Source organism: Microbacterium sp. Root553 (assembly GCF_001426995.1).
GTDB lineage: Bacteria > Actinomycetota > Actinomycetes > Actinomycetales > Microbacteriaceae > Microbacterium.
Window position 1 is genome coordinate 965,191 of the sequence record NZ_LMFY01000001.1, and the last position, 20,691, is coordinate 985,881.

Annotated in this window: 18 protein-coding genes; 11 read left to right on the plus strand and 7 right to left on the minus strand. The window is 69.4% G+C overall.

Annotated features, from left to right (window positions below; translation table 11 throughout):
- Positions 1–53: 53 nt before the first annotated feature.
- From ASD43_RS04340 to ASD43_RS04350, 3 genes are read left to right on the plus strand one after another with little or no spacing between them, the layout of a single operon-like run.
- Positions 54–1,025: a helix-turn-helix transcriptional regulator gene (locus ASD43_RS04340; protein WP_056414075.1), complete on the plus strand. Its 972-nt coding sequence runs from the start codon at positions 54–56 to the stop codon at positions 1,023–1,025.
- 39 nt (positions 1,026–1,064) lie between these two features.
- Positions 1,065–3,398: a phosphoribosylformylglycinamidine synthase subunit PurL gene (purL, locus tag ASD43_RS04345; protein ID WP_056414078.1), complete on the plus strand. Its 2,334-nt coding sequence runs from the start codon at positions 1,065–1,067 to the stop codon at positions 3,396–3,398.
- The gene (locus tag ASD43_RS04350) at positions 3,395–3,601 is read left to right on the plus strand and encodes a hypothetical protein (protein WP_056414081.1); all 207 of its coding nucleotides are present in this window, start codon (positions 3,395–3,397) and stop codon (positions 3,599–3,601) included. The genes purL and ASD43_RS04350 overlap by 4 nt, the downstream gene beginning before the upstream one ends.
- Positions 3,602–3,632: 31 nt before the next feature.
- On the opposite strand, the gene ASD43_RS04355 is transcribed toward ASD43_RS04350, so the two are convergent.
- Positions 3,633–4,178 carry a TetR/AcrR family transcriptional regulator gene (locus tag ASD43_RS04355; protein ID WP_235564019.1) on the minus strand — a complete coding sequence of 182 codons (546 nt, stop codon included), beginning with the start codon at positions 4,176–4,178 and terminating at the stop codon, positions 3,633–3,635.
- A gap of 97 nt (positions 4,179–4,275) precedes the next feature.
- On the opposite strand from ASD43_RS04355, the gene ASD43_RS04360 reads away from it, so the two are divergent.
- On the plus strand, positions 4,276–6,834 hold the full coding sequence (locus ASD43_RS04360) for an MMPL family transporter (RefSeq protein WP_082539252.1): 2,559 nt from the start codon (positions 4,276–4,278) through the stop codon (positions 6,832–6,834).
- 145 nt (positions 6,835–6,979) lie between these two features.
- Positions 6,980–7,330: a TraR/DksA family transcriptional regulator gene (locus tag ASD43_RS04365; protein WP_056414086.1), complete on the plus strand. Its 351-nt coding sequence runs from the start codon at positions 6,980–6,982 to the stop codon at positions 7,328–7,330.
- A gap of 246 nt (positions 7,331–7,576) precedes the next feature.
- Here the strand turns inward: ASD43_RS04365 and ASD43_RS04370 are convergent, their stop codons facing one another.
- The 4 genes from ASD43_RS04370 to ASD43_RS04385 form a co-directional block, all read right to left on the minus strand.
- A complete protein-coding gene (locus ASD43_RS04370; protein WP_056414089.1) occupies positions 7,577–9,127 on the minus strand; it encodes a serine hydrolase domain-containing protein in 1,551 nt (516 codons plus the stop codon).
- Between the two features lie 10 nt (positions 9,128–9,137).
- A complete protein-coding gene (locus ASD43_RS17505) occupies positions 9,138–9,749 on the minus strand; it encodes an ArsR/SmtB family transcription factor (RefSeq protein WP_056414093.1) in 612 nt (203 codons plus the stop codon).
- A 113-nt stretch (positions 9,750–9,862) separates the two neighbouring features.
- Positions 9,863–10,456, minus strand: a complete 594-nt coding sequence (locus ASD43_RS04380) for a TetR/AcrR family transcriptional regulator (RefSeq protein WP_056414096.1) — start codon at positions 10,454–10,456, stop codon at positions 9,863–9,865.
- 96 nt (positions 10,457–10,552) lie between these two features.
- Positions 10,553–11,887 (minus strand): MFS transporter, encoded by a 1,335-nt coding sequence (locus ASD43_RS04385; RefSeq protein ID WP_056414099.1) that lies wholly within the window; start codon positions 11,885–11,887, stop codon positions 10,553–10,555.
- A gap of 233 nt (positions 11,888–12,120) precedes the next feature.
- Between ASD43_RS04385 and ASD43_RS04390 the strand changes: the two genes are divergently transcribed.
- The 5 genes from ASD43_RS04390 to ASD43_RS04410 all read left to right on the plus strand — a co-directional run bounded on the left by ASD43_RS04390 (position 12,121) and on the right by ASD43_RS04410 (position 18,367).
- Positions 12,121–14,343, plus strand: a complete 2,223-nt coding sequence (locus ASD43_RS04390) for a glycoside hydrolase family 3 C-terminal domain-containing protein (RefSeq protein ID WP_056414102.1) — start codon at positions 12,121–12,123, stop codon at positions 14,341–14,343.
- A gap of 362 nt (positions 14,344–14,705) precedes the next feature.
- Positions 14,706–15,506: a hypothetical protein gene (locus tag ASD43_RS04395; RefSeq protein WP_082539253.1), complete on the plus strand. Its 801-nt coding sequence runs from the start codon at positions 14,706–14,708 to the stop codon at positions 15,504–15,506.
- Positions 15,503–16,252 carry a spermidine synthase gene (locus tag ASD43_RS04400; protein WP_200946561.1) on the plus strand — a complete coding sequence of 250 codons (750 nt, stop codon included), beginning with the start codon at positions 15,503–15,505 and terminating at the stop codon, positions 16,250–16,252. Before ASD43_RS04395 ends, ASD43_RS04400 begins: the two co-directional genes overlap by 4 nt.
- The gene (locus tag ASD43_RS04405) at positions 16,249–17,088 is read left to right on the plus strand and encodes an SDR family NAD(P)-dependent oxidoreductase (RefSeq protein ID WP_056414104.1); all 840 of its coding nucleotides are present in this window, start codon (positions 16,249–16,251) and stop codon (positions 17,086–17,088) included. Before ASD43_RS04400 ends, ASD43_RS04405 begins: the two co-directional genes overlap by 4 nt.
- A gap of 277 nt (positions 17,089–17,365) precedes the next feature.
- A complete protein-coding gene (locus ASD43_RS04410) occupies positions 17,366–18,367 on the plus strand; it encodes a magnesium and cobalt transport protein CorA (protein WP_045252527.1) in 1,002 nt (333 codons plus the stop codon).
- A gap of 11 nt (positions 18,368–18,378) precedes the next feature.
- Here ASD43_RS04410 and ASD43_RS04415 read toward each other — a convergent pair whose 3' ends face one another.
- Positions 18,379–18,837, minus strand: a complete 459-nt coding sequence (locus tag ASD43_RS04415) for a cytochrome C5 (protein ID WP_235564020.1) — start codon at positions 18,835–18,837, stop codon at positions 18,379–18,381.
- A 41-nt stretch (positions 18,838–18,878) separates the two neighbouring features.
- Here ASD43_RS04415 and ASD43_RS04420 point away from each other — a divergent pair, with 41 nt between their 5' ends.
- Positions 18,879–19,601 (plus strand): SGNH/GDSL hydrolase family protein, encoded by a 723-nt coding sequence (locus ASD43_RS04420; RefSeq protein WP_056414107.1) that lies wholly within the window; start codon positions 18,879–18,881, stop codon positions 19,599–19,601.
- A 134-nt stretch (positions 19,602–19,735) separates the two neighbouring features.
- Here ASD43_RS04420 and ASD43_RS04425 read toward each other — a convergent pair whose 3' ends face one another.
- The gene (locus ASD43_RS04425) at positions 19,736–20,653 is read right to left on the minus strand and encodes a glycine betaine ABC transporter substrate-binding protein (RefSeq protein WP_056414110.1); all 918 of its coding nucleotides are present in this window, start codon (positions 20,651–20,653) and stop codon (positions 19,736–19,738) included.
- Positions 20,654–20,691 lie beyond the last annotated feature (38 nt).

The following is a 20,691-nucleotide window of genomic DNA, read 5'->3' on the forward strand; positions in this document are numbered from 1 at the left end:
ACTCTCGCCAGAAGAGGACGGTTTCGGTCCTCTTCTTGACGCAGAATGAGAACATGACCGGCAGCTCCTCCCGCATGCTCGCGCTGCTCTCGCTGCTGCAGACCCCGCGCGACTGGCCAGGGCACGTGCTCGCGGACCGACTCGAGGTCACGTCCCGAACGGTGCGTCGTGATGTCGACCGCTTGCGCGAGCTCGGATATCGGATCCGCGCGAGCAAAGGTCCCGACGGCGGATACCGATTGGACGCCGGCTCCGAGCTGCCGCCCCTCCTGTTCGACGACGACCAGGCCGTCGCGATCGCCGTCGCGCTGCAGAGCGTGCCGACCACGGGCATCGACATCGACGAGGGGGCCGCCCGTGCACTCGCGACGGTGCGGCAGGTGATGCCCGCCCGGCTGCGGCATCGTGTCGACGGCATCCGCTTCACGGGCGTCGGGAACGAGACGCGGGTCGACCCCGCCGTGCTCGAGGCAGTCAGCGCCGCCGTGCGCGATCGCCACGTGCTGCGCTTCGACTACGGCGATGCCGACCGCCCGGCCCGACGCACGGAGCCGCACGCGGTGGTCGCCAGGGAAGGTCGCTGGTACCTGCTCGCCTGGGATCTCGACGCCGAGGACTGGCGCACCTTCCGGCTGGACCGGATGTCGCCGCGCCTGCCCACGCGTCTGCCCTTCACCCCGCGCGAACTGCCCGCCGCGGACGCGCAGACGTATCTCGCGGCACGGGCCAAAGGAGCGGATGCCGTCGACCGCTGGCCCTGCATCGGCGAGGTGATCATCGGACTCCCGGCGACCGAGGTCGCCCACTGGATCGGTCGGGATGGAACGGTCGATCCGATCGATGCCACCTCGTGCCGTGTCACCATCGGATCGTGGTCGTGGGTCGGCATCCTCGCCTCGCTGACCCGCTTCGATGCGCCGTTCACGATCGTCGGACCGCCTGCCCTGGCCGACGCCGCGCACACGCTCATCGCCCGGTTCGCCGCCGCATCCCCGCCGACCGTCGGTGTCGGCATCCCCCGGTAGACTGGCCATGCCCCGCCGGCCCCTCATCTAGGAGTGCGCGTGACCACCGCCCCTGCACCTGCCCCCAAGCACGTCCCCGACTCCGTCGAGAACGCGACCGCTACTCCCGAGAAGGAGCAGCCCTACGCAGCGCTGGGCCTCAAGCACGACGAGTACGCGAGGATCCGTGAGATCCTCGGCCGTCGCCCCACCTCCGGCGAGCTGGCCATGTACTCGGTCATGTGGTCGGAGCACTGCTCGTACAAGTCGTCGAAGAACTACCTGCGCCGCTTCGGCCAGAAGGTCTCCGACGAGATGAAGGAACGCCTCATGGTGGGCATGGGCCAGAACGCGGGCGTCATCGACGTCGGCGAGGGCTGGGCCGTCACCTTCAAGGCCGAGTCGCACAACCACCCCTCGTTCATCGAGCCGTTCCAGGGTGCGGCCACCGGCGTCGGCGGCATCGTCCGCGACATCATCTCGATGGGCGCCCGCCCGGTCGCGGTCATGGACGCCCTGCGCTTCGGCGCGATCGACCACCCCGACACCGCCCGCGTCGTGCACGGCGTCACCAGCGGCATCAGCTTCTACGGCAACTGCCTCGGCCTGCCGAACATCGGCGGCGAAACGGTCTTCGACTCCGTCTACCAGGCCAACCCGCTCGTCAACGCGCTCGCGGTCGGCGTGCTGCGCCACGAAGACCTCAAGCTCGCCAACGCCACCGGCGTGGGCAACAAGGTCGTGCTGTTCGGCGCTCGCACGGGCGGAGACGGCATCGGCGGCGCCAGCATCCTGGCGTCCGACACCTTCGCCGACGGCGGCCCCACCAAGCGCCCCGCCGTGCAGGTGGGCGACCCGTTCGCCGAGAAGGTGCTCATCGAGTGCTGCCTCGAGCTGTACCGCGACGAGCTCGTCGAGGCGATCCAGGATCTCGGCGCCGCCGGCATCTCCTGCGCCACCAGCGAGCTCGCGGCCAACGGCAACAGCGGCATGAAGGTCTCGCTCGACAACGTGCTGCTGCGCGATCCGTCGCTGACGGCCGAAGAGATCCTGATGTCGGAGTCGCAGGAGCGCATGATGGCGATCGTCGCGCCCGAGAAGCTCGACGCGTTCCTCGCCGTCGTGAACAAGTGGGAGGTCGAGACCTCCGTGCTCGGCGAGGTCACCGGCGACGGCCGCCTCATCATCGACTGGCAGGGCGAGCGGATCGTCGATGTCGACCCGTCGACCGTCGCGGTCGACGGCCCCGTCTACGACCGCCCGGTCGCGTACCCGACGTGGATCGACGCCCTGCAGGCGGATGCCGCCGAGAACCTCCCCCGTTCGAACGACCCCGAGGTGCTGCGCGAGCAGTTCCTGAACCTCGTCGCCTCGCCGAACCTCGCCGACACCCGCTGGATCACCAACCAGTACGACTACTACGTGCTCGGCAACACGGCCCTCGCGTTCCCCGACGACGCCGGCATGATCCGCGTCGACGAGGAGTCGGGCCTGGGCTTCGCGATCTCGACCGATGCGAACGGCCGCTACTCGCAGCTCGACCCGTACGCGGGCGCGCAGCTGGCCCTCGCCGAGGCATACCGCAACGTCGCCGTGACCGGCGCCGTGCCCACCGCGATCACCGACTGCCTGAACTTCGGATCCCCCGAGAACCCCGAGGTCATGTGGCAGTTCGGGCAGACTGTCGACGGCCTGGCCGACGGATGCTACGAGCTCGGCACCCCGGTCACCGGCGGCAATGTCTCGTTCTACAACCAGACCGGCGACGTGCCGATCCACCCGACTCCGCTCGTCGGCGTTCTCGGAATCATCGACGACGTCTCGCGCCGCATCCCCTCGGGGTGGCAGGACGAGGGTCAGAACATCTACCTGCTCGGCACCACCTCGACCGAGCTGTCGGGGTCGGCGTGGGCCGAGACCGTGCACCAGCACCTCGGCGGACTGCCGCCCAAGGTCGATCTCGCAGGCGAGAAGCGCCTCGCCGGCCTGCTCGCGGCGGCTCGCGACGAATGGCTGATCTCGTCGGCGCACGACCTGTCCGAGGGTGGACTCGCGCAGGCACTCGCCGAGGGCGTCTCTCGCTTCGGAGTCGGAGCCCGCGTGTGGCTGAACGAGATCCTCGAGAGCTGTGGCGTGGATGCCGCATCCGCCCTGTTCTCGGAGTCGACCGGCCGCGTCATCGTGACCGTGCCGCGCGAAGACGACGTCAAGTTCCGCGGACTGTGCGAAGGCCGGGGATACCCGGTCATGCGCATCGGCGTGACCGACACCGAGGGCGCCAAGCTCGAGGTGCAGGGCGTCTTCACCGTTCCGGTCGCCGAGATCCGCGAGCGCTCGCAGGCCACCCTTCCCGCCGCCTTCGGCCCGACGGTCGCCGAGCCGGTCGGCGCATGAGCGAGCTCAGCCGGCGGCCCGACCCGTCAGGTCGTCCCGACCGGTCGCGGCCCGATGCGAGCGATCCTGCCGAGTTGAGCGAGGACTACGGCGATCTGGGCGAGCGTCGGAATCGCCGCATCCGCGTCGTCGCCTGGACGGTGATCGTCGCGCTCATCCTCGGCGGTGGCGGCGCGACCGTGCTGAGCCTCCTCATCGTCTGACTCGGGCTCGCGCTGAGGACCCGGTGACGACCTAGCGGGAGAAGAGGAACCGGGTCAGCTGCACGATCGACTCCGGGTCGTGGCGTTCGCGCCCCAGAGATTCGACGATGATCGCGCCGAGGATGGCTCGTCCGAGCTGTTCGACGGGGGCGTCGGCGGCGAGCTGGCCATCGCGGATGCCGCCGCGGATGCGCGCGCTCAGGTACTTCTCGACGCCGAGGCTCTCGCCGAGGTGCGCTCCGACACCGGCGTCCTCGGTCGCCGCGGCCACCAGCGACCGCAGCAGCACCCCGCCCTCCGGCGCCTCGAGGATCGAGAGCACGCTGCGCAGCCAGGTCTCGACGTCGGCGGCGAGGTCTCCCGTGTCGGGCACATCGAAGTCGACGGGGATCAGCCGTCCTTCGGCGAGGCATTCACCGATCAACGCACCGCGCGACGGCCACCACCGGTAGATGGTCTGCTTGCCGACACCGGCCTCCTTCGCGATCCCCTCGATCGTGAGTCGGTCGTAGCCCTGATTGTGGAACAGCCGGGCCGTGGCATCGAGGATGGCCTCGCGCGCCGCTGTGCTGCGCACGGGCCCGCTCCGATGATCGTTCACCACGAGTTCAGGATAACCACAGAACACTAGACGAGACGCACCGTATGATCATTGATGTCTGAAGGAGATCGTCGTGGCATCACTGCTCTACCGTCTGGGTTCCCTCGCTGCGCGCAAGGCATGGACGGTGATCATCTCGTGGGTCCTCATCCTCGGCCTCGGGGTCGGCGCGTTCCTGACCCTCGGCGGCACGCTCAGCAACAGCTTCGACATCCCCGGCACCGCGTCCGGCGCGGTGACCGACCAGCTGGCGAAGAAGCTGCCCGACACGGCCGGGGGCACGGGAACCGTGGTCTACCGGACCACCGACGGCTCGGCCTTCACGGAGCAGCAGAAGCAGGAGATCTCGACGCTGGCGTCGAGCGCCGAGGATCTCGACGGCGTGGCCTCGGTCATCGACCCGTTCGAAACCCAGCAGCAGCGGGCCGAGCAGGCCCAGCAGCTCGCCGACGGCAGCGACCAGGTCGAGGGCGGACGGGCGCAGCTGGATGCCGGACAGACGCAGCTCGACGAGGGACGCGCGCAGCTCGAGTCCGGGCTGGAGCAGCTGACCGCAGGCCGGGCGCAGGCCGAGGCCGGTGGCGCCCCCGCCGCACAGCTCTCGGCGCTCGATGGGCAGATCGCTGCACTGAACGCGCAGCTCACCGAGGTCGAGGCCCAGCAGAAGACCATCGACGACTCCCGCGCCGATCTCGACGAGAACGCCGAGAAGGTCGACCTCGGCACGACCCTGCTCGATCTCTCCGACGGCATCGGCGTCGTGTCGGACGACGGCTCGACCGCCATCGTCAACGTGTCGTTCGAGGACCCGCGGCTCGAGCTCTCGGAGGAGATCAAGCAGGGCACGATCGATCACTTCGACTCCGCGCCGATCGACGGCGTCGAGGTCGACTTCGGCACCGACATCGCGCAAGGCGTGCCCGAGATCTTCGGGGTCGGCGAGGCCGTCGGGCTCGCCTTCGCCGCGATCGTGCTGATCGTGATGCTGGGAACGCTGATCGGTGCCGCGCTGCCCATCGTCACGGCCATCGTCGGCGTGGGCGTCGGCGTGACCGCATCCCTCGCCTTCTCGGGCGTCGTCGACATGGCATCCGTCACCCCCGTGCTGGGGGTGATGCTGGGCCTCGCCGTCGGCATCGACTACTCGCTGTTCATCGTGAACCGACACCGCAAGCAGCTGCTCAACGGCGTGTCGGTGCGGGAGTCGATCGGCCTCGCCACCGGCACCTCGGGCACCGCCGTCGTCTTCGCCGGCACCACAGTCATCGTCGCCCTGCTCGCCCTCAACGTGACGGGCGTGCCGTTCCTCGGGCTCATGGGCACGGTCGGCGCGGTCTGCGTCGCGGTCGCCGTGCTCGTCGCGATCACGCTCGCACCCGCCATCCTGGGTCTCGTCGGCACCCGCCTGCTCAGCGGCAAGGCCCGCGCCACGATCGGCCAGCCGCATGCCGCGGGCACGCCGGTGAAGCGGATGTCGACGCTGCGCGCCGTCGTGACCGCCCTCGTCAGTGTGATCGCGCTGTTGATCATCGCCATCCCCTCGATGTCGATGCGTCTCGGCCTCCCCGACGGGGCCAGCGAGCCGTCGGACTCCACCAGCTATCGCGCCTTCCACGCCGTCGAGGAGCAGTTCGGCGAGGGAGCCAACGGACCGCTGCTCGTCACCGCGACCCTCGACGAGGCGGTGAGCGATGACGACCTGCTCGCCACGCAGGTCGAGGTCGCCCAGAAGATCGCCGACCAGGACGACGTCGTCGCCGTCGCCCCGATCGCGACCTCCGACGACAACACGCTGCTCGCGTTCCAGGTGCTGCCCGCCGAGGGACCGAACAGCTCGTCGACCGAGAAGCTCGTGCAGGACATCCGCGCGCTGCCGCAGCTCGACGGCGGCACCACCCTGGGCGTCGCAGGTCAGGCGGCGACCAACATCGACATCTCCGAAGCACTCGCCGGCGTCCTACCCCTCTACCTCGTGGTCGTGGTCGGACTCTCGCTGCTCATCATGATCGTCGTGTTCCGCTCGCTGCTCGTGCCGATCATCGCCACCGGAGGCTTCGTGCTCTCGCTGTTCGCGACCTACGGCCTGATCGTCGCCGTGTTCCAGTGGGGCTGGGGCGCAGACCTCATCGGCCTGGACAGCCCGGGGCCGATCCTGAGCTTCCTGCCGGTGATCCTCGTCGGCATCCTGTTCGGGCTCGCGATGGACTATCAGCTGTTCCTCGCATCCGGCATGCGCGAGGCGTACGTGCACGGTGCCTCGGCACGCGATGCCGTGGCGCAGGGCTTCCGCGCCGGCCGTTCGGTCGTCATCGCGGCGGCGCTGATCATGGTGTCGGTGTTCGGCGGCTTCATCTTCTCGGAGTCGACCATCATCCGCTCGATCGGTTTCGGACTCGCCTTCGGTGTGCTGCTCGACGCCTTCGTCGTGCGGATGCTGCTCATGCCGGCGCTCATGCATCTGCTCGGACGCTCGGCCTGGTGGCTGCCGCGGTGGCTCGACCGCATCCTCCCGAACGTCGACATGGAGGGCGCCGCCCTCGAGCGCGACCACCCCGGGGTGCGGACCGACACGGTTCAGGTGGTCTCACCGTCGGGCGGAGAACTCCCTGTTCGGCGGACCTCTGACAGCTAGGAGACCGCCCCACGCAGAGGACTCCGCCCGACACGGAGGTGCCTCCTGACGGGGAAGACGCCACTCGGGCGTGCGGCAGCAGCGGGTGCCAGAGGGGGGCGGCACGCGGGCAGCGGATGTCGGAGGAGCGGCTTAGAGTGTGCGGATGACGTCGGATGCCCGCTCTCGCCTCACCGTGCTGCGCGCCGAGTCCGCGGCTCGGGTCACGGCGACCGCGGCGACCCTTGCCGAGCTGATGCACGACCGCGAGGGGTCGAACGACGACGACGAGCACGACCCCGAGGGCGTCACGCTCTCGTCGGAGTGGTCACGATTGACCGGGCTGGCCGAAGCGGCGGCATCCGAACTGCGGCAGGTCGACGACGCGATTGCCCGCCTGGATGCGGGTACCTACGGCGTCTGCGCGCACTGCGGCCGACCGATTCCGGCGGAGCGCCTCGAGGTGCGCCCGTTCGCCACGCACTGCGTCGCCTGTGCCGAGAAGCTCGGCCTCTGAGCGACTGCGCCCGGCCGCGAGCCCGAGCCCGAGCCCCGGCCGCGAGCCCGAGCCCGAGCCCCGGCCGCGAGCCCGAGCCCCGGCCGCGAGCCCGAGCCCGGGCCGCGAGCCCGAGACATCGAGCACAACGTCGGAGCCGGATTCCGACTCGCCGCGCGCCCGTCCCCGCGGCACGGCGAGTCGGCGGCCGGATCCGAAGCCGTCCCCGGCGCCGCAGCAGACCGATCCCGGCCCGCCCCCGTCACCTCACCAGAGGAAGGTGACGCCGACCGCGAGCCCCGCACCGATCACGGCGACCGGCCACCAGAGCCAGGCGCGGCGACGCGGGAGGAACGGCAGCGGCGTCCGCGACGCGCGAAGCACGAGCACTCCGATCGCGGCGAGCGCGGGAGCGAGGGCGAGTCCCCACAACCACCCGCCGACCGCGAACCAGGGTCCGCTGTGCCAGAGCAGCAGCAGTCCGAATGTCGCCCAGATCAGGTCGCTGACCGACGGGAGCAGCGCCTTCACCCGGAACGAACGCAACAGGGCGATCAGGCCGAACAGCAGCGCGAGTCCGAAGACACCCCACGCCACGGTCGCCGTCGGGGCGTCGACCTCCGGGATCGGGGCGCCCGACAGGTATGACATCGCGATGTAGTCGGCGGGGGCCACGGTGTTCGACAGGGCGAGGAACGCCGTCCCGGCATCCCGATCGAGAGTGAGCATCGTGCGGAAGCCCGCGGTGCCGCCGTTGTGCCACGTCTGCAGACCCTCGCCCGAGAAGGAGGGGGAGGTGATCCAGCCCCACCCGATCTCGGTGCCTTCGCCCATCGGCGCGGTGGGTTCGAGCGCTGCGGCGCCCGGGGCCGTGCCATCGAGGTTGGCCTGCGCCCAGAGCGCGAGGTCTGCGGCGGTCGTGAAGGTCGACGATCCGGCCGGCAGGTATCCCTCACCCGACCAGCGGGGTGCACGGACGCCGTTGATGAGGAATCCGGGCACGGCATCGGCCGGAACCTCGTCGGCGGTCGCCGCGACGACCGTGTCGTCCATGCCGAGCGGGCCGGTGATGCGCTCCTCGAGCAGGGTCGCGTAGTCCCCGGCATCCGCTGCCTCGACGAGCGCGGTGCCGAGCAGCGAGACGGCGAAGTTCGAGTAGAGGGATCCCTGATCCGGGTCGACGGGCGCCACCGCGGCATCGGCGATCAGCTGCTCGGTCGTCGTGGTCGCGTAAGGGTTCTCGTTGAGGAGCACACCGGTGACTGCGGCGTCGGCGGCCGTGGCCCCGAGGCCGGGCAGACCCGACGTGTGCTGCGACAGCGAGGCGAGCGTCACGTCGCCGGCGGGCGTGCCCTCGAGTTCGGGCAGGTGCTCGGCGAGCGCGTCGTCGGCGCTCACCTCGCCGCGTTCGATCGCCTCGGCGAACAGCGCTCCGGTGAAGGTCTTGGTGATGGATCCGAGCTCGAAGACGGTGTCGGCGGTCGGCGCACCCGGGTCGGCCGGGTCGGCGTCGCCGAGTCCGGCGAAGACCGCCCCGTCGGGCCCGATCTCGGCGACCGAGAGCGAGCGGAAACTGTCGAGGCTGCCGGGAAGGGAGCGGATGCGGTCGGCGAGACCGGCATCGCCCGCCGTCGAGGCGCTCACGGTCTGGTGCTGCGGACCGATCGCCGCGCCGAGCGCGACGCCCACCACGGCGGCGGCGCCGATCACGGCGAGGATCGCGCGGGTCGGGCGGCGACGAGGCGCCTCCGATCCGCTCGCGCGGGCCTCGGGGTCGAGGGGTGTCGGGGGTGTCGGGGGTGTCGAGGGGGTGGTCACGGGGGGCTCCTCAGCTCGAAGCGATCATGGTCAGGACGAGAAGGGGGACGACGCGCGCCGCAGGAACTTCGTAGTACCCGCGGCGGGGCGAGACGAGCCACCCCGCCGCGACGAGCTGACGCAGGTGATGATAGAGCTGACCGGACGAGGCGAGGTGCTCGAGCTGCAGCAGCTCGGCCGTCGTGTGCGCGCCGCGCAGCACCTGACGGACGAGCTCGATGCGAGCGGGGTGGCCGAGCGCCTCGAGGGGGCGCGCGAGATCGCTCCAGTCCTGCGAGAGCAGGGCGTCGGCCATGAGGCCGTACTGCCAGCGGACGGGCCCTGCGGCGGTGTCGACCGAGCCGGCCATCATGACCGCACCCGGCACGCGTCGGCCGAGCTCGTTCACGAACCAGAGCGGGTCGTCCGCGCCGGCGGGCGTATCAGCGGCATCCGGCGCCGCACCGGCATCCGGGGCATCGGGAACATCCGCCGGCTCCGAGGAACCCGGAGCATCCGGGGAGTCCGGAGCATCCGAAGGCACGACGTCGATACGCCCCTGGGCGAGGGCGGAGAGCCGCGCGACCTCGTGCTCGAGGTCGGCCAGGCGGCGCTCGATCGCGCGCTCGTTCTCGGATTCCATGATTCGAACCTATCAAAAGTTCGTAATTACGGAAAATACTATCTAAGCGCGTCTCCGTGCACGCGGAACGTGGCCGCAGGGGTGCACGGCTGCGATCGACGGAACGTCGGAGGTCAGGTGACGACGGCCGGCCAGGACGTCACTCGGATGCCGCGCCAGAGCCGAGACAGCGACTCCGCCATGTCGATCGACGGATCCAGCAGCCACTGCACCTGCAGCCCGTCGGCGGCCGCGATGACCAGGTCCACGACATAAGGGATGTCGACGTCCGGCCCCATCAGCTCGACGGCCTGCTCGTGCCGCACGGCGTCGGTCATCAGCGTGCGCACCCACACGAAGCGCTCCTCGAAGAACGCCCGGGCGGGATGCCCTTCGATCGTCGCCTCGGCCGAGTACTCCACGTACAGCCTCACGAGTCCCGGCACGGTGGCGTTGTGCGAGATGACATCGAGGAAGCCCTCGAATGCCCCGTCGGGCGAGTAGTACTGCCGATGATCGCGCTCGTCGCGCGCACGGAGCACCTCGAGGAAGAGCTCTTCGCGGGTGCTGAAGTAGTGCATGAGTCCCGGCTGGGTGAGTCCGACGCGTGCCGCGATCTCCCGATTCGATGCCTTGCGGGTGCCCAGTTCGGCGACCACGTCGAGCGCGACGGCGAGGATCTCGGCGCGCTTCGCCGCACCCTTCGCGTACTGCCCCCGTCGTACCATGACGTCAGTCTAGGAGAATCCGATGAACGCTCGAGCGGAGACCCGTGACGACCGGATGCGCCCCCCGAGGCATCCGGTCGTCACTCCCCGTCCCCGCTATTTCACGCTCTTGATCGGGAAGATCACCGCGGCGCCTATCAGCGCCGCGACCGCGCAGATCGTGAACCAGACCGTGTAGTCGGCACCGCTGGCGCCACCGGTCGACGCCAGCACGAGACCTCCGATGAGAGGGGCCACCGTCTGCGGCAGCGCGTTGGCGATGTTGAAGACGCCCAGGTCCTTGCCCGAGTCGTCCGGGTTCGGCAGCACGTCGACGACCAGCGCGAGGTCGACGCCGACGTAGATTCCGAAGGCGGCCCCCAGCAGGATCTCCAGGACGTAGTACGACGGGACGTCCTGGATGAAGATCAGCGCGAACGTGCCGGCGGCGAAGAGCACCGTCGAGGTCCAGACGAACACCTTGCGTCGACCGATCTTGTCCGAGATCTTGCCCGCGATCCACGCCGTGACCACCAGGGCCGCGGTGTACACGAGCGTCGTGTTCGCAATCAGCAGGCCGATCTCCTCTTCGGGAACCCCCAAGTGGAAGCCCATGTACGCGAAGCGGAAGGTGGTGAACCCGAAGCTCGCGAACGTGATGAGGAACCGCGACCACCAGGCGAGCGCGAAGTCGGGGTGCGCGACCGGGCTGACCCAGATCGTCTGGACGACCTCGCGGAAGCTGATGCGCGGCGGCCGGGCCGGGAGCACCCTGTCTGGCAGCACGATCGCGAAGACGACCATGGCGATGATCGCGAGGATCGCGGGGATCACGAACACGATGAAGAGGTTGAACGAGAACCAGCCCGCGACATACGTGCCGCCGACGATGCCGAGGTTCTGTGCGATGCCGAGACCCGCGGCGACCGATCCGCGCTGGAACTTGGGCACCTGGTCGGCGATCGTCGCGACGAACGGCGCGAGCGTCATGTTCGCGCCGAGCTGGGCGATCGCCCAGCCGATCGTGGCGACGAGCAGGCTCGGGCCGAGCGCCATGAACACGAAGCCGATCGTCATGATGACGGTGCCCAGGACGATCCAGATCCGTCGGCGTCCCCACCGGCTCGTCGTGCGGTCGGAGACGCGGCCGAACACCACATTCGCGACGGTCGCGAAGAACGCTCCCACTCCACCGAGGATCGCGGAGGCCGTGTTGAAGCCCGCCGCGCCGTCGGCGATCGCCCCGGCGTTCTGCAGATCGGTGATCTTCAGACCGATGCCGACGATGGCCGGCCCCAGCAGGGCGATGAAGAAGATGAACTGCGCGATGATCAGCCAGGCGACATACCCCTTCTTCGCCGGCTCCGTCGGTTCTGCGAACCAGTGATGCTCCCGTGCGACCGCCGTCGCCGTCGTCATCCCCGACGGCGTACCCGCTGCGGAACCGCTCATGCCTGCCTCCTTCGGCCGGTGGGAGTCCGAAGGCGTCGCCACGCTGCGACATGCCGGAGATTCGCTCCCGTGGATGAAAACCTAGACCGTTCAGGTTTTCCGTGCAAGAGATTCTTCCGCAGATGTCGACCCTTCCTTGTGGGAGAAAACCATAACGACTAAAGTTTTGAGAATCGAGCGGATGCCGTACCTTCGACGCGGCCCGATCCGACTCAACGGCGAGAGGGATTCCCATGACCGAGCCCACCGGCGCGCGCGCCCACGACCTCACCCTCGAAGAGAAGGCCGCGCTCACCAGCGGCGCGGACTTCTGGACGACCAAGAGCATCGACCGCCTCGGCATCCCCTCCCTCATGCTCACCGACGGGCCCCACGGCCTGCGCAAGCAGGGCGGCGACACCGACCATCTGGGCCTTGCCGGCAGCATCCCCGCCACCTGCTTCCCGCCCGCTGTCGGACTCTCGGCGACCTTCGACCCCGCCCTCGCCGAGCGCGTCGGCGTCGCTCTCGGCGTCGAGTCCGCGATCGAGGACGTCGCGGTGATCCTCGGCCCGGGCATCAACATCAAGCGCTCACCCCTGTGCGGCCGCAACTTCGAGTACATGTCGGAGGATCCGATCGTGTCGGGCGCGATGGGGGCAGGGCTCGTGCGGGGCATCCAGTCGCAGGGCGTCGGCTCATCGCTCAAGCACTTCGCCGCGAACAACCAGGAGACCGACCGCCTGCGGGTCTCGAGCGACGTCGACCCGCGCACGCTGCGCGAGATCTACCTGCGCGGATTCCAGCGGGTCGTCGAAGACGCCCAGCCGTGGACGATCATGTGCTCGTACAACCGGATCAACGGCGTCTACGCGTCCGAGGACCCGTGGCTGCTGACGACGGTCCTGCGCGACGAGTGGGGCTTCGAGGGCATCGTCGTCTCGGACTGGGGCGCGGTCAACAGCCGCGTCGCCGGCGTCATCGCCGGAATGGACCTCGAGATGCCGGGCAGCAGCGGACGCACGGATGCCGAGATCGTCGCCGCCGTGCAGGACGGCACCCTCGACGAGGCCGCAGTCGACACCGTGGTCGACCGCCTGCTCGACCTGACCCGCAAGGCCCAGTCGCGCCCGGCGGCGTCGGGCCCGCTCGACGTCGACGGACACCATGCGCTCGCCCGCGAGGTCGCCGGCCGCTCGATCGTGCTGCTGCGCAACGAGGGCGGCATCCTGCCCCTGCAGCCGTCGACGAAACTCGCCGTGATCGGCGAGTTCGCGCGCACCCCGCGGTTCCAGGGCGCCGGTTCGTCGCAGATCAACCCGACCCGCATCGACACGGCTCTCGACGAGATCCGCGCGTTCAGCGACGGAGAGGTCGCGTTCGCCGCCGGCTTCACGATCGGCGCCGACGCGGATGCAGATTCCGCGGCCCTCCGCGATGAGGCCGTCGCCGCCGCATCCGCCGCCGATGTGGCCGTCGTCTTCCTGGGCGTGCCCGCGCACGAGGAGTCCGAGGGCTTCGACCGCGAGCACATCGACCTGCCTGCTGCGCAGCTCGATCTGCTGGATGCCGTGCTCGGAGTCACCTCGAACGTCGTCGTCGTACTCTCGAACGGCGGCGTCGTGGCCCTGCCGTTCGCCGACCGGGTGCCCGCCATCGTCGAGGCGTGGCTGCTCGGACAGGCGGGAGGCGGCGGCACCGCCGATGTGCTGTTCGGGGTCGTGAACCCGTCGGGACGGCTCGCCGAGACGATCCCGCTGCGCCTCGAGGACACGCCCGCCTTCGGCAGCTTCCCCGGCGAGCACGGCCACTCGTACTACGGCGAGGGCCTGCTGGTCGGGTATCGCTGGTACGACGCGCGCCACCTGCCGGTCGCCTTCCCGTTCGGACACGGCCTGTCGTACACGACGTTCTCGTACGGCGACGCGACGGCATCCGTCGACGGCTCGGGCGATGTCGTCGTCACGGTACCGGTCACGAACACCGGCGCGATCGCCGGCCGCGAGGTCGTGCAGGCGTACACGAGCCTGCCCGGATCGTCGGTGCAGCGCCCGCCGCGCGAGCTCAAGGCCTTCGCGTCGGTGCTGATCGAGCAGGGCGAGACCGTCGAGGTCGAGCTGCGACTTCGCCGCGCCGAGCTGGCGTACTGGGACGTGCGCGTCGACCGCTGGATCGTCGAGGGCGGCGAGTACGTGATCGACCTCGGCTCGTCGAGCCGTGATCTGCGCGCTCGCACCACGGTCGCGGTCGACGGTGACGAGGTCGTGCTGCCGGTCAGCCTCGGCTCGTCCTTCGAAGAGCTGCTGGTCGACCCGGTCGTGGGGGCGGAGTTCGCCGCAGTCATCGCCGAGAAGTTCGGATCCGAAGGTGGCGAGATGCTCAAGATGCTCGGCAACTTCCCGGTCGGTCGCCTCGACGGATTCCCGCTGCCGCGCGCCGAGCTCGTCGCGCTCGTGGAGCGCGCTCAGCGCGGCTGAGGCTCGGTCCGCGCCGTCCTGGAGCGCGCTCAGCGCGGCTGAGACTCGGTCCGCGCCGTCCTTCGGCGACGCCAGTGGGCGGGCTCCGGCGAACGTGGTTCACAATTCAGCAAGGAAAATCTCGCGCCCGAGGCCGAGCGCCGACGAACCGCGGATCGTCCGGCGCGCGACGCCGGCGGTCGACCAACGGTGCTGAATTGTGAACGGCGCCCGCCGGGAACCGTGCCCGCCCGTCACTCGGGGGACCGGCGTCGGCGCGGGCACACCGGCATCCGACGGTGTGCCCGCAGCGGAAACCCGCCCCGGCGGGCGCACCGAGAGCCGGCGACGGCGGGAACCCCGAGAAGTAGGCTGAGGGCATCATGGAACCCTTCTTCAGCTGGCTCGGCACCGTGCCCTGGTGGATCATCTTCCCCATCATGGGTGTCGCCGGCGGCGCGGCGAAGGCGTGGGAGCGCAACGCGAAGCGCCGCCATGAGCGACGCCTCGAGACGCTGCGCCTGAAGGCCGAGATCAAGACGGCACAGCTCGAGGCGCGCGGCGGCGCTGACAGGCGGGTCGGCCCGGCGGTCATCGACACGACGGCATCCGTGGCCCCGAACGCGCTGCTCGAGCGCCTGTTCTCGGAGCACGATGAGATCACCGCACGGTGGCTCGACTACGAGCTCGACGTCGCGAAGCTGATCGCCTTCCCGGCCATGAGCGACGGGCGCCAGCCTCTGGTCGCGGCGTTCCTGCGGGCCAAGAAGACGGCGGATGCTCTGCGACCGGCGTCCGCCGAGCAGACCGTCACCGAGAAGCAGGTGTCGGAGTACCTCGACGCGGTGGGCGCCTACGCCGTCGCGTTCGAGATCGCCGAGAAGGATGCCCGCCGTCTGCGCGACTCGTCGTTCACCGAACCGGAGCGCAAGAGACTGGATCGTGCGCAGCAGCTGCTCAAGGTCGCCGTCGACGAGTCGGCGACCCAGGCCGAGCGCAACGTCGCCTACCGTCGCGTGCGCGACGAGCTCGAAGGGCTGATCCTGCTGAGCGACGAGGCCGTGCAGGTGCTCGAGAAGCAGGTCGCGCGGGAGATCGCCGCTCCAGCCGCGCCCCCGCAGCCGATGCCCGAGCCGCTGCACCTGCCCCCGAAGACGACGAACGACGGAGAAGCGGCGCAGTGATCACACGGTTCGAAGAGCTCGACTGGCAGGAGACCCCGATCGGTGAGCTCATGCTGCGCCGGAGGACGGATCCTTCAGTCGGCCAGGAGATCTACGAGGTCAAGCTCGGCGACGAGTACCTCATGTCGAGTCTGTTCACGGTGGCGGAGGAGGAACTGTCGAATCTGGGTCTCGCCGCCGTCGCGGGTGACGACCTCGCCGTCCTGGTCGGCGGACTGGGGCTCGGCTACACGGCGGTCGCGGCACTGCGCGACGCGCGGGTGACCTCACTCACCGTGGTCGATCGGTTGGGCGCGGTGATCGGCTGGCATCAGCGACTGCTGCTCCCGGTGTCGGCCGAACTCGTCGAGGATCCCCGCACGAGCCTGGTCGAAGACGACTTCTTCGCGCTGGTGCGCGCCGCACCCCGCGAGGGCGAGGGCGGCTACTCGGCGATCCTCCTCGATGTCGACCACTCCCCGCGCCATCAGCTCGACGCCTCGCACGCCGACCTCTACACGGTCGACGGCCTGCGATCGCTCGATCGACACCTCGCCACCGGCGGAGTGTTCGCACTGTGGTCGGACGACCCGCCCGACGAAGACTTCCTGGAGACGATGCGCGCCGTGTTCGATGATGTCGTCGCTCACGTCGTCGACTTCGCGAACGCCGTCACCGGCGGCACCTCATCGAACACCGTGTACGTCGCGCGCAGCCGCACCGCCGGGGAACCGGCATCCGATCGCCCATCGAAGGCAGGATCATGACGACCAAGACGATCGTGCTCACGGGGGCGTCCGACGGCATCGGGGCGGCATCGGCCCGCCAGCTCGCGGAGGACGGCCATCGGCTGATCCTCGTCGGACGCTCGGTCGAGAAGACACGCGCGGTCGCCGCCGACACGGGTGCGGAGTGGTTCACCGCCGACTTCGCGCGACTCGATGACGTGCGCGAGCTCGCCGCGAAGATCGCGGAGGCGGTCGGCGACGGCGGCATCGACGTTCTCGCGAACAACGCGGGCGGCATCTTCGGCGATCAGACCCCGACGGTCGACGGCCACGAGAAGACCCTGCAGGTCAACCACCTCGCGCCCTTCCTGCTCACCAACCTCCTGCTGCCGCAGCTGCGCACCGGCCGCGCGGCGGTCATCAACACTTCCAGCGTCGCTCACCGGCTGTTCGGACGCATCGACGTCGACGACCTCGACAATCGCGCCAAGTACAGCGCGAACAAGGCGTACGGCGATGCCAAGCTCGCGAACGTCCTCTTCACGAAGAGCCTGCACACGAAGTTCCACGGCGAGGGCCTCACCTCGGTCGCCTTCCACCCCGGCACCGTGCAGACGAACTTCGCGTCCGACTCGAGCACCATCATGCGCCTCGTCTATCGCACGCCGCTCAAGCACCTGCTTCTCATCAGCAGCGACAAGGGCGGCCGCACCCTGACCTGGTTCGCCGAGGGGACACCCGACGAGACCTGGATCTCGGGGCGGTATTACGACGAGCGCGTGCTGACCCGACGGGTCAATCCGATGATCGAGGATGCCGCTCTCGCCGAGGCTCTGTGGCGCAGGAGCGCCGAACTCGTCGGCATCGACGCCTGAGGCGTCCGCTCCGCGGAGTCCACGTCCAGCGCGCAGGAGTATGCTGGCACGTCGGGTCATGTGACCCCTTCAGAGCGCGAGAGGCGGTGATGGCGATGTCCGGTGATAGTTGCGACGCCGCCTTCGTTGCGTCGCGTCTGACGGCATCCGTGCGTTGAGCTCCGGCTCCGCATCCGCTCGTCCCGCTCCGCAGCCGTCGGCGGCGTCATCCGCCCCCTGACGAAATCTGCGCACGACCCCTCTGTCCGGGCGTGCGCCTGCGAGAACGGAGCCAGCCATGGCCCTCATCGACAACGGCGTGTACGTCCAGGGACGTCGCGTGGAGACCCCCGAGAACCTTGACGAGACCTACCGGTCGCTCGACGCGCACGGCGGCATCGCCTGGATCGGCCTGTACCGTCCGAGCCCCGAGGAGGTCGCCTCGGTCGCGCGCGAGTTCGACCTGCATCCGCTGGCCGTCGAGGACGCCCTCTCGGGACACCAGCGGTCGAAGGTCGAGCGCTACGGCGACACCCTCTTCGCGGTGCTGCGCCCGGCCCGCTACCGCGACGAGCAGGAGTCGATCGAATTCGGCGAGCTGCACCTCTTCGTCGGCCCCGACTTCGTCGTGACGATCCGGCACGCGGAGTCGCCCGACCTCGCCGCCGTCCGTCGGCGCATGGAGGCGAACCCCGAGCTGCTCGCGATGGGCCCGGAGGCCGTCTTCTACGCGATCCTCGACGAGGTGGTCGACGGCTATGAGCCCATCGTCTCGGGCCTGCTGAACGACATCGACGAGATCGAGGACCAGCTCTTCGGCGACAGCGACGACGACGCGCTCTCCCGCCGCATCTACGAGCTCTCGCGCGAGGTGATCAACTTTCAGCGGGCGGTGCATCCGCTCTCCGGGATGCTGGAATGGCTGCGCCGCGGGTCGGAGAAGTACCGCATCGACGAGGAGCTGCAGCGGTCGCTGCGCGACGTGCTCGACCACGTCATCCGCGTGAACGAGCGGGTCGACTCGTTCCGCGCGATCCTCGAGAACGCGCTCACCGTGCACTCCGCGCTCGTCGCGCGGCGGCAGACCGAGGCCGGACTCGCGCAGAACGACGAGATCAAAAAGATCTCGTCGTGGGCCGCGATCATCTTCGCCCCCACGCTGGTCGGCACGGTGTACGGCATGAACTTCGAGGCGATGCCCGAGCTCGAGTGGGCGTTCGGCTACCCGATGGCGATCGGCGCGATGGCCGCGTTCGCCGTCGCGCTCTACGGGGTGTTCAAGTACAAGAAGTGGTTGTGAGGGGGGCCGACTCAGCGATCGCGCACCTCGATGTTGGCGACCTCGAGCTCGTCGTCGAGCTGCACGAGGATCCGGGAGTCCGGGAACTGCTTCGGCGCATCGAAGGCGACCAGCACGGCATCGGCGAACACCACCGCGGAGGTGGCCTCGAGGTCGTCGCGCAGATCGGTCTGCTCGATCACCGGCTCGTCGTCGACCGCCTCGTCGATGTCGTCGGCGACCTCGTCGATCACGGCACGCCACCGCCCCTCTGACACCGACAGGATGCGGCTGATCGCCCCGAGCAGCACATCGGCGTCGAAGCTCTCCTCGTCGTCTTCGAGCTCGGGGTCGACGTTGATCGTGACCACCGCGCCGGCCGCGTCGATCGTCGCCCGGCCGTAGACGAGGCCGTTCTCGGCGACCGGGTCATCGAGCATGCCGCTTTCGACGATGCGGGCGAGGAGGTCGTCGAGCAGTGGAGAAGCCATGAGACCAGTCTCCCACTGACGCCGCAGCTAGTCTTTAGGGCGTGTCGAACGCCGAATTCCCCGCATCCGCATCCGATCTCCGCCGCCTCGCCGACCTGCTCGCGGGCTCCAAGCCGCTGAACTGGGTCATCACCGGCGACTCGATCACCCACGGACTCGTGCACACGCAGGGTGCACGCACCTACGCCGAGCACCTGCACGAGCTGGTGCGCGGCGAGCTGGGTCGAACCCGCGATGCCGTCATCAACACGGCGATCAGCGGGCACCGTCTCACCGACATCCTCGGCGACTGGGATCGTCGCGTCGCGACGTGGCGCCCCGACATCCTGACCCTGATGATCGGCACCAACGACATGGCGACCGGTCCCGGCCTGGCGACCGTCGCGCCGGCGGATTTCGCCGCGTCGCTGCGCGAGTTCGTCACGCGCGCGCGGGCTGCGGGCATGATCGCCGTGCTGCAGACCCCGCCGTCGATCGACGTCCCCAACGCACCCGGTCGCGAGCGGATCGTGGAGTTCGCGGATGCCGTGCGCGAGGTCGCCGCGTCGGACGACGTGATCCTCGTCGACCAGCACGCGCGCTTCACCGACCTCGGTGGCGGTGCGGTGCCCTGGGGTCTGATGAACGATCCCTTCCACCCTAACGCCGCGGGTCATGCCGCACTCGCGCTCGAACTCACCCACGCCCTCGGCATCCGCCCGCAGCCCGAGGTCGACCGCACCCTGCCCCTGCTCGCGGCGCAGGTCGCGGTGGCGCGCCTCTGACCCGGCCCTCCTCTCCGTTCCCGCGTCGGGCGGTGAACGCCACGATGGGCGGAAGATCTGCAAGAGATCCTCCGCCCATCGGGGAGAATTCCGCCCACCGGGGCGGAAGCGCGGAAGCGCGAAAGCGACTCAGGTCAGCTGACGACCCAGTCGAACTCGTCGCCGTGCTCCTCGAGCCATGCGTCGACGGCATCCGCTTCCTTGCCCTCGCCGAACTCGTTCACGACCTTGTCTTCGAGCGAGCCGTACTGCTCGTCGTCGAGCTTGATCTTCTCGATCAGCTCGGCGGCCTCGGGGAACTCCTCGGCGAAGCCCTTCGTGCCGAGGAAGTGCAGGGCCTCAGCCTCGCCCATCGCGCCCTTGGGGTCTTCGAGGTCCTTCACGGGGAAGGCGTCATTGGCCCAGAACGGACGCCACAGCGTCACGACGACGTCCTCCTGCTTGTCGGTCGCGGACTTCAGCTCGGTGAGCATCGCCGCGGTCGACGAGGTGACGAGCTCGTACTCGCCGTCGAGACCGTACTCGGGCATCATCTTCTGCGTCTGCGCGGTCAGACCGGCGCCCGGCTCGATGCCGTAGATCTTGCCGTCGAGCTCTGCACCCTTGCCCACGAGGTCCTCGATGGAGTTCAGGTCGGAGTACTCCGGAACCGCGAGGGTCAGCTTCGCGTTGTCGTAGTACGCGCCGAGGTCTTCGATGTCGTCGCCGTACTGGTCCATGTAGGACTTGTGCGTCAGCTCGGGCCACGCCGACGGGTACATGTCGACATCGCCCTGGGCGAGGCCGGTGTACAGCGGGCCCGCCTCGGTCAGCGTCTTCATCTCGACCGTGTAGCCGATCTTCTCGAGCTGGTCCTGCAGCAGGTACGCGGTGCTGAGTCCGTCGGTCCACGAGGGCAGGAAGCCCAGCGTGATCGTGCCCTTGTCGCCCGATCCGGTGTCTCCGCCGCCGGTGCCTCCACCGGTGCCGCCCATGCCGTCTCCGCTGCATCCGGCGAGGGTCAGGGTCGCTGCGGCTCCGATGGCCGCGATCGTCAGGAACTTCTTCTTCATGTGTGTCTCTCTCGTTACGTATATATGGGTGCTGTGTT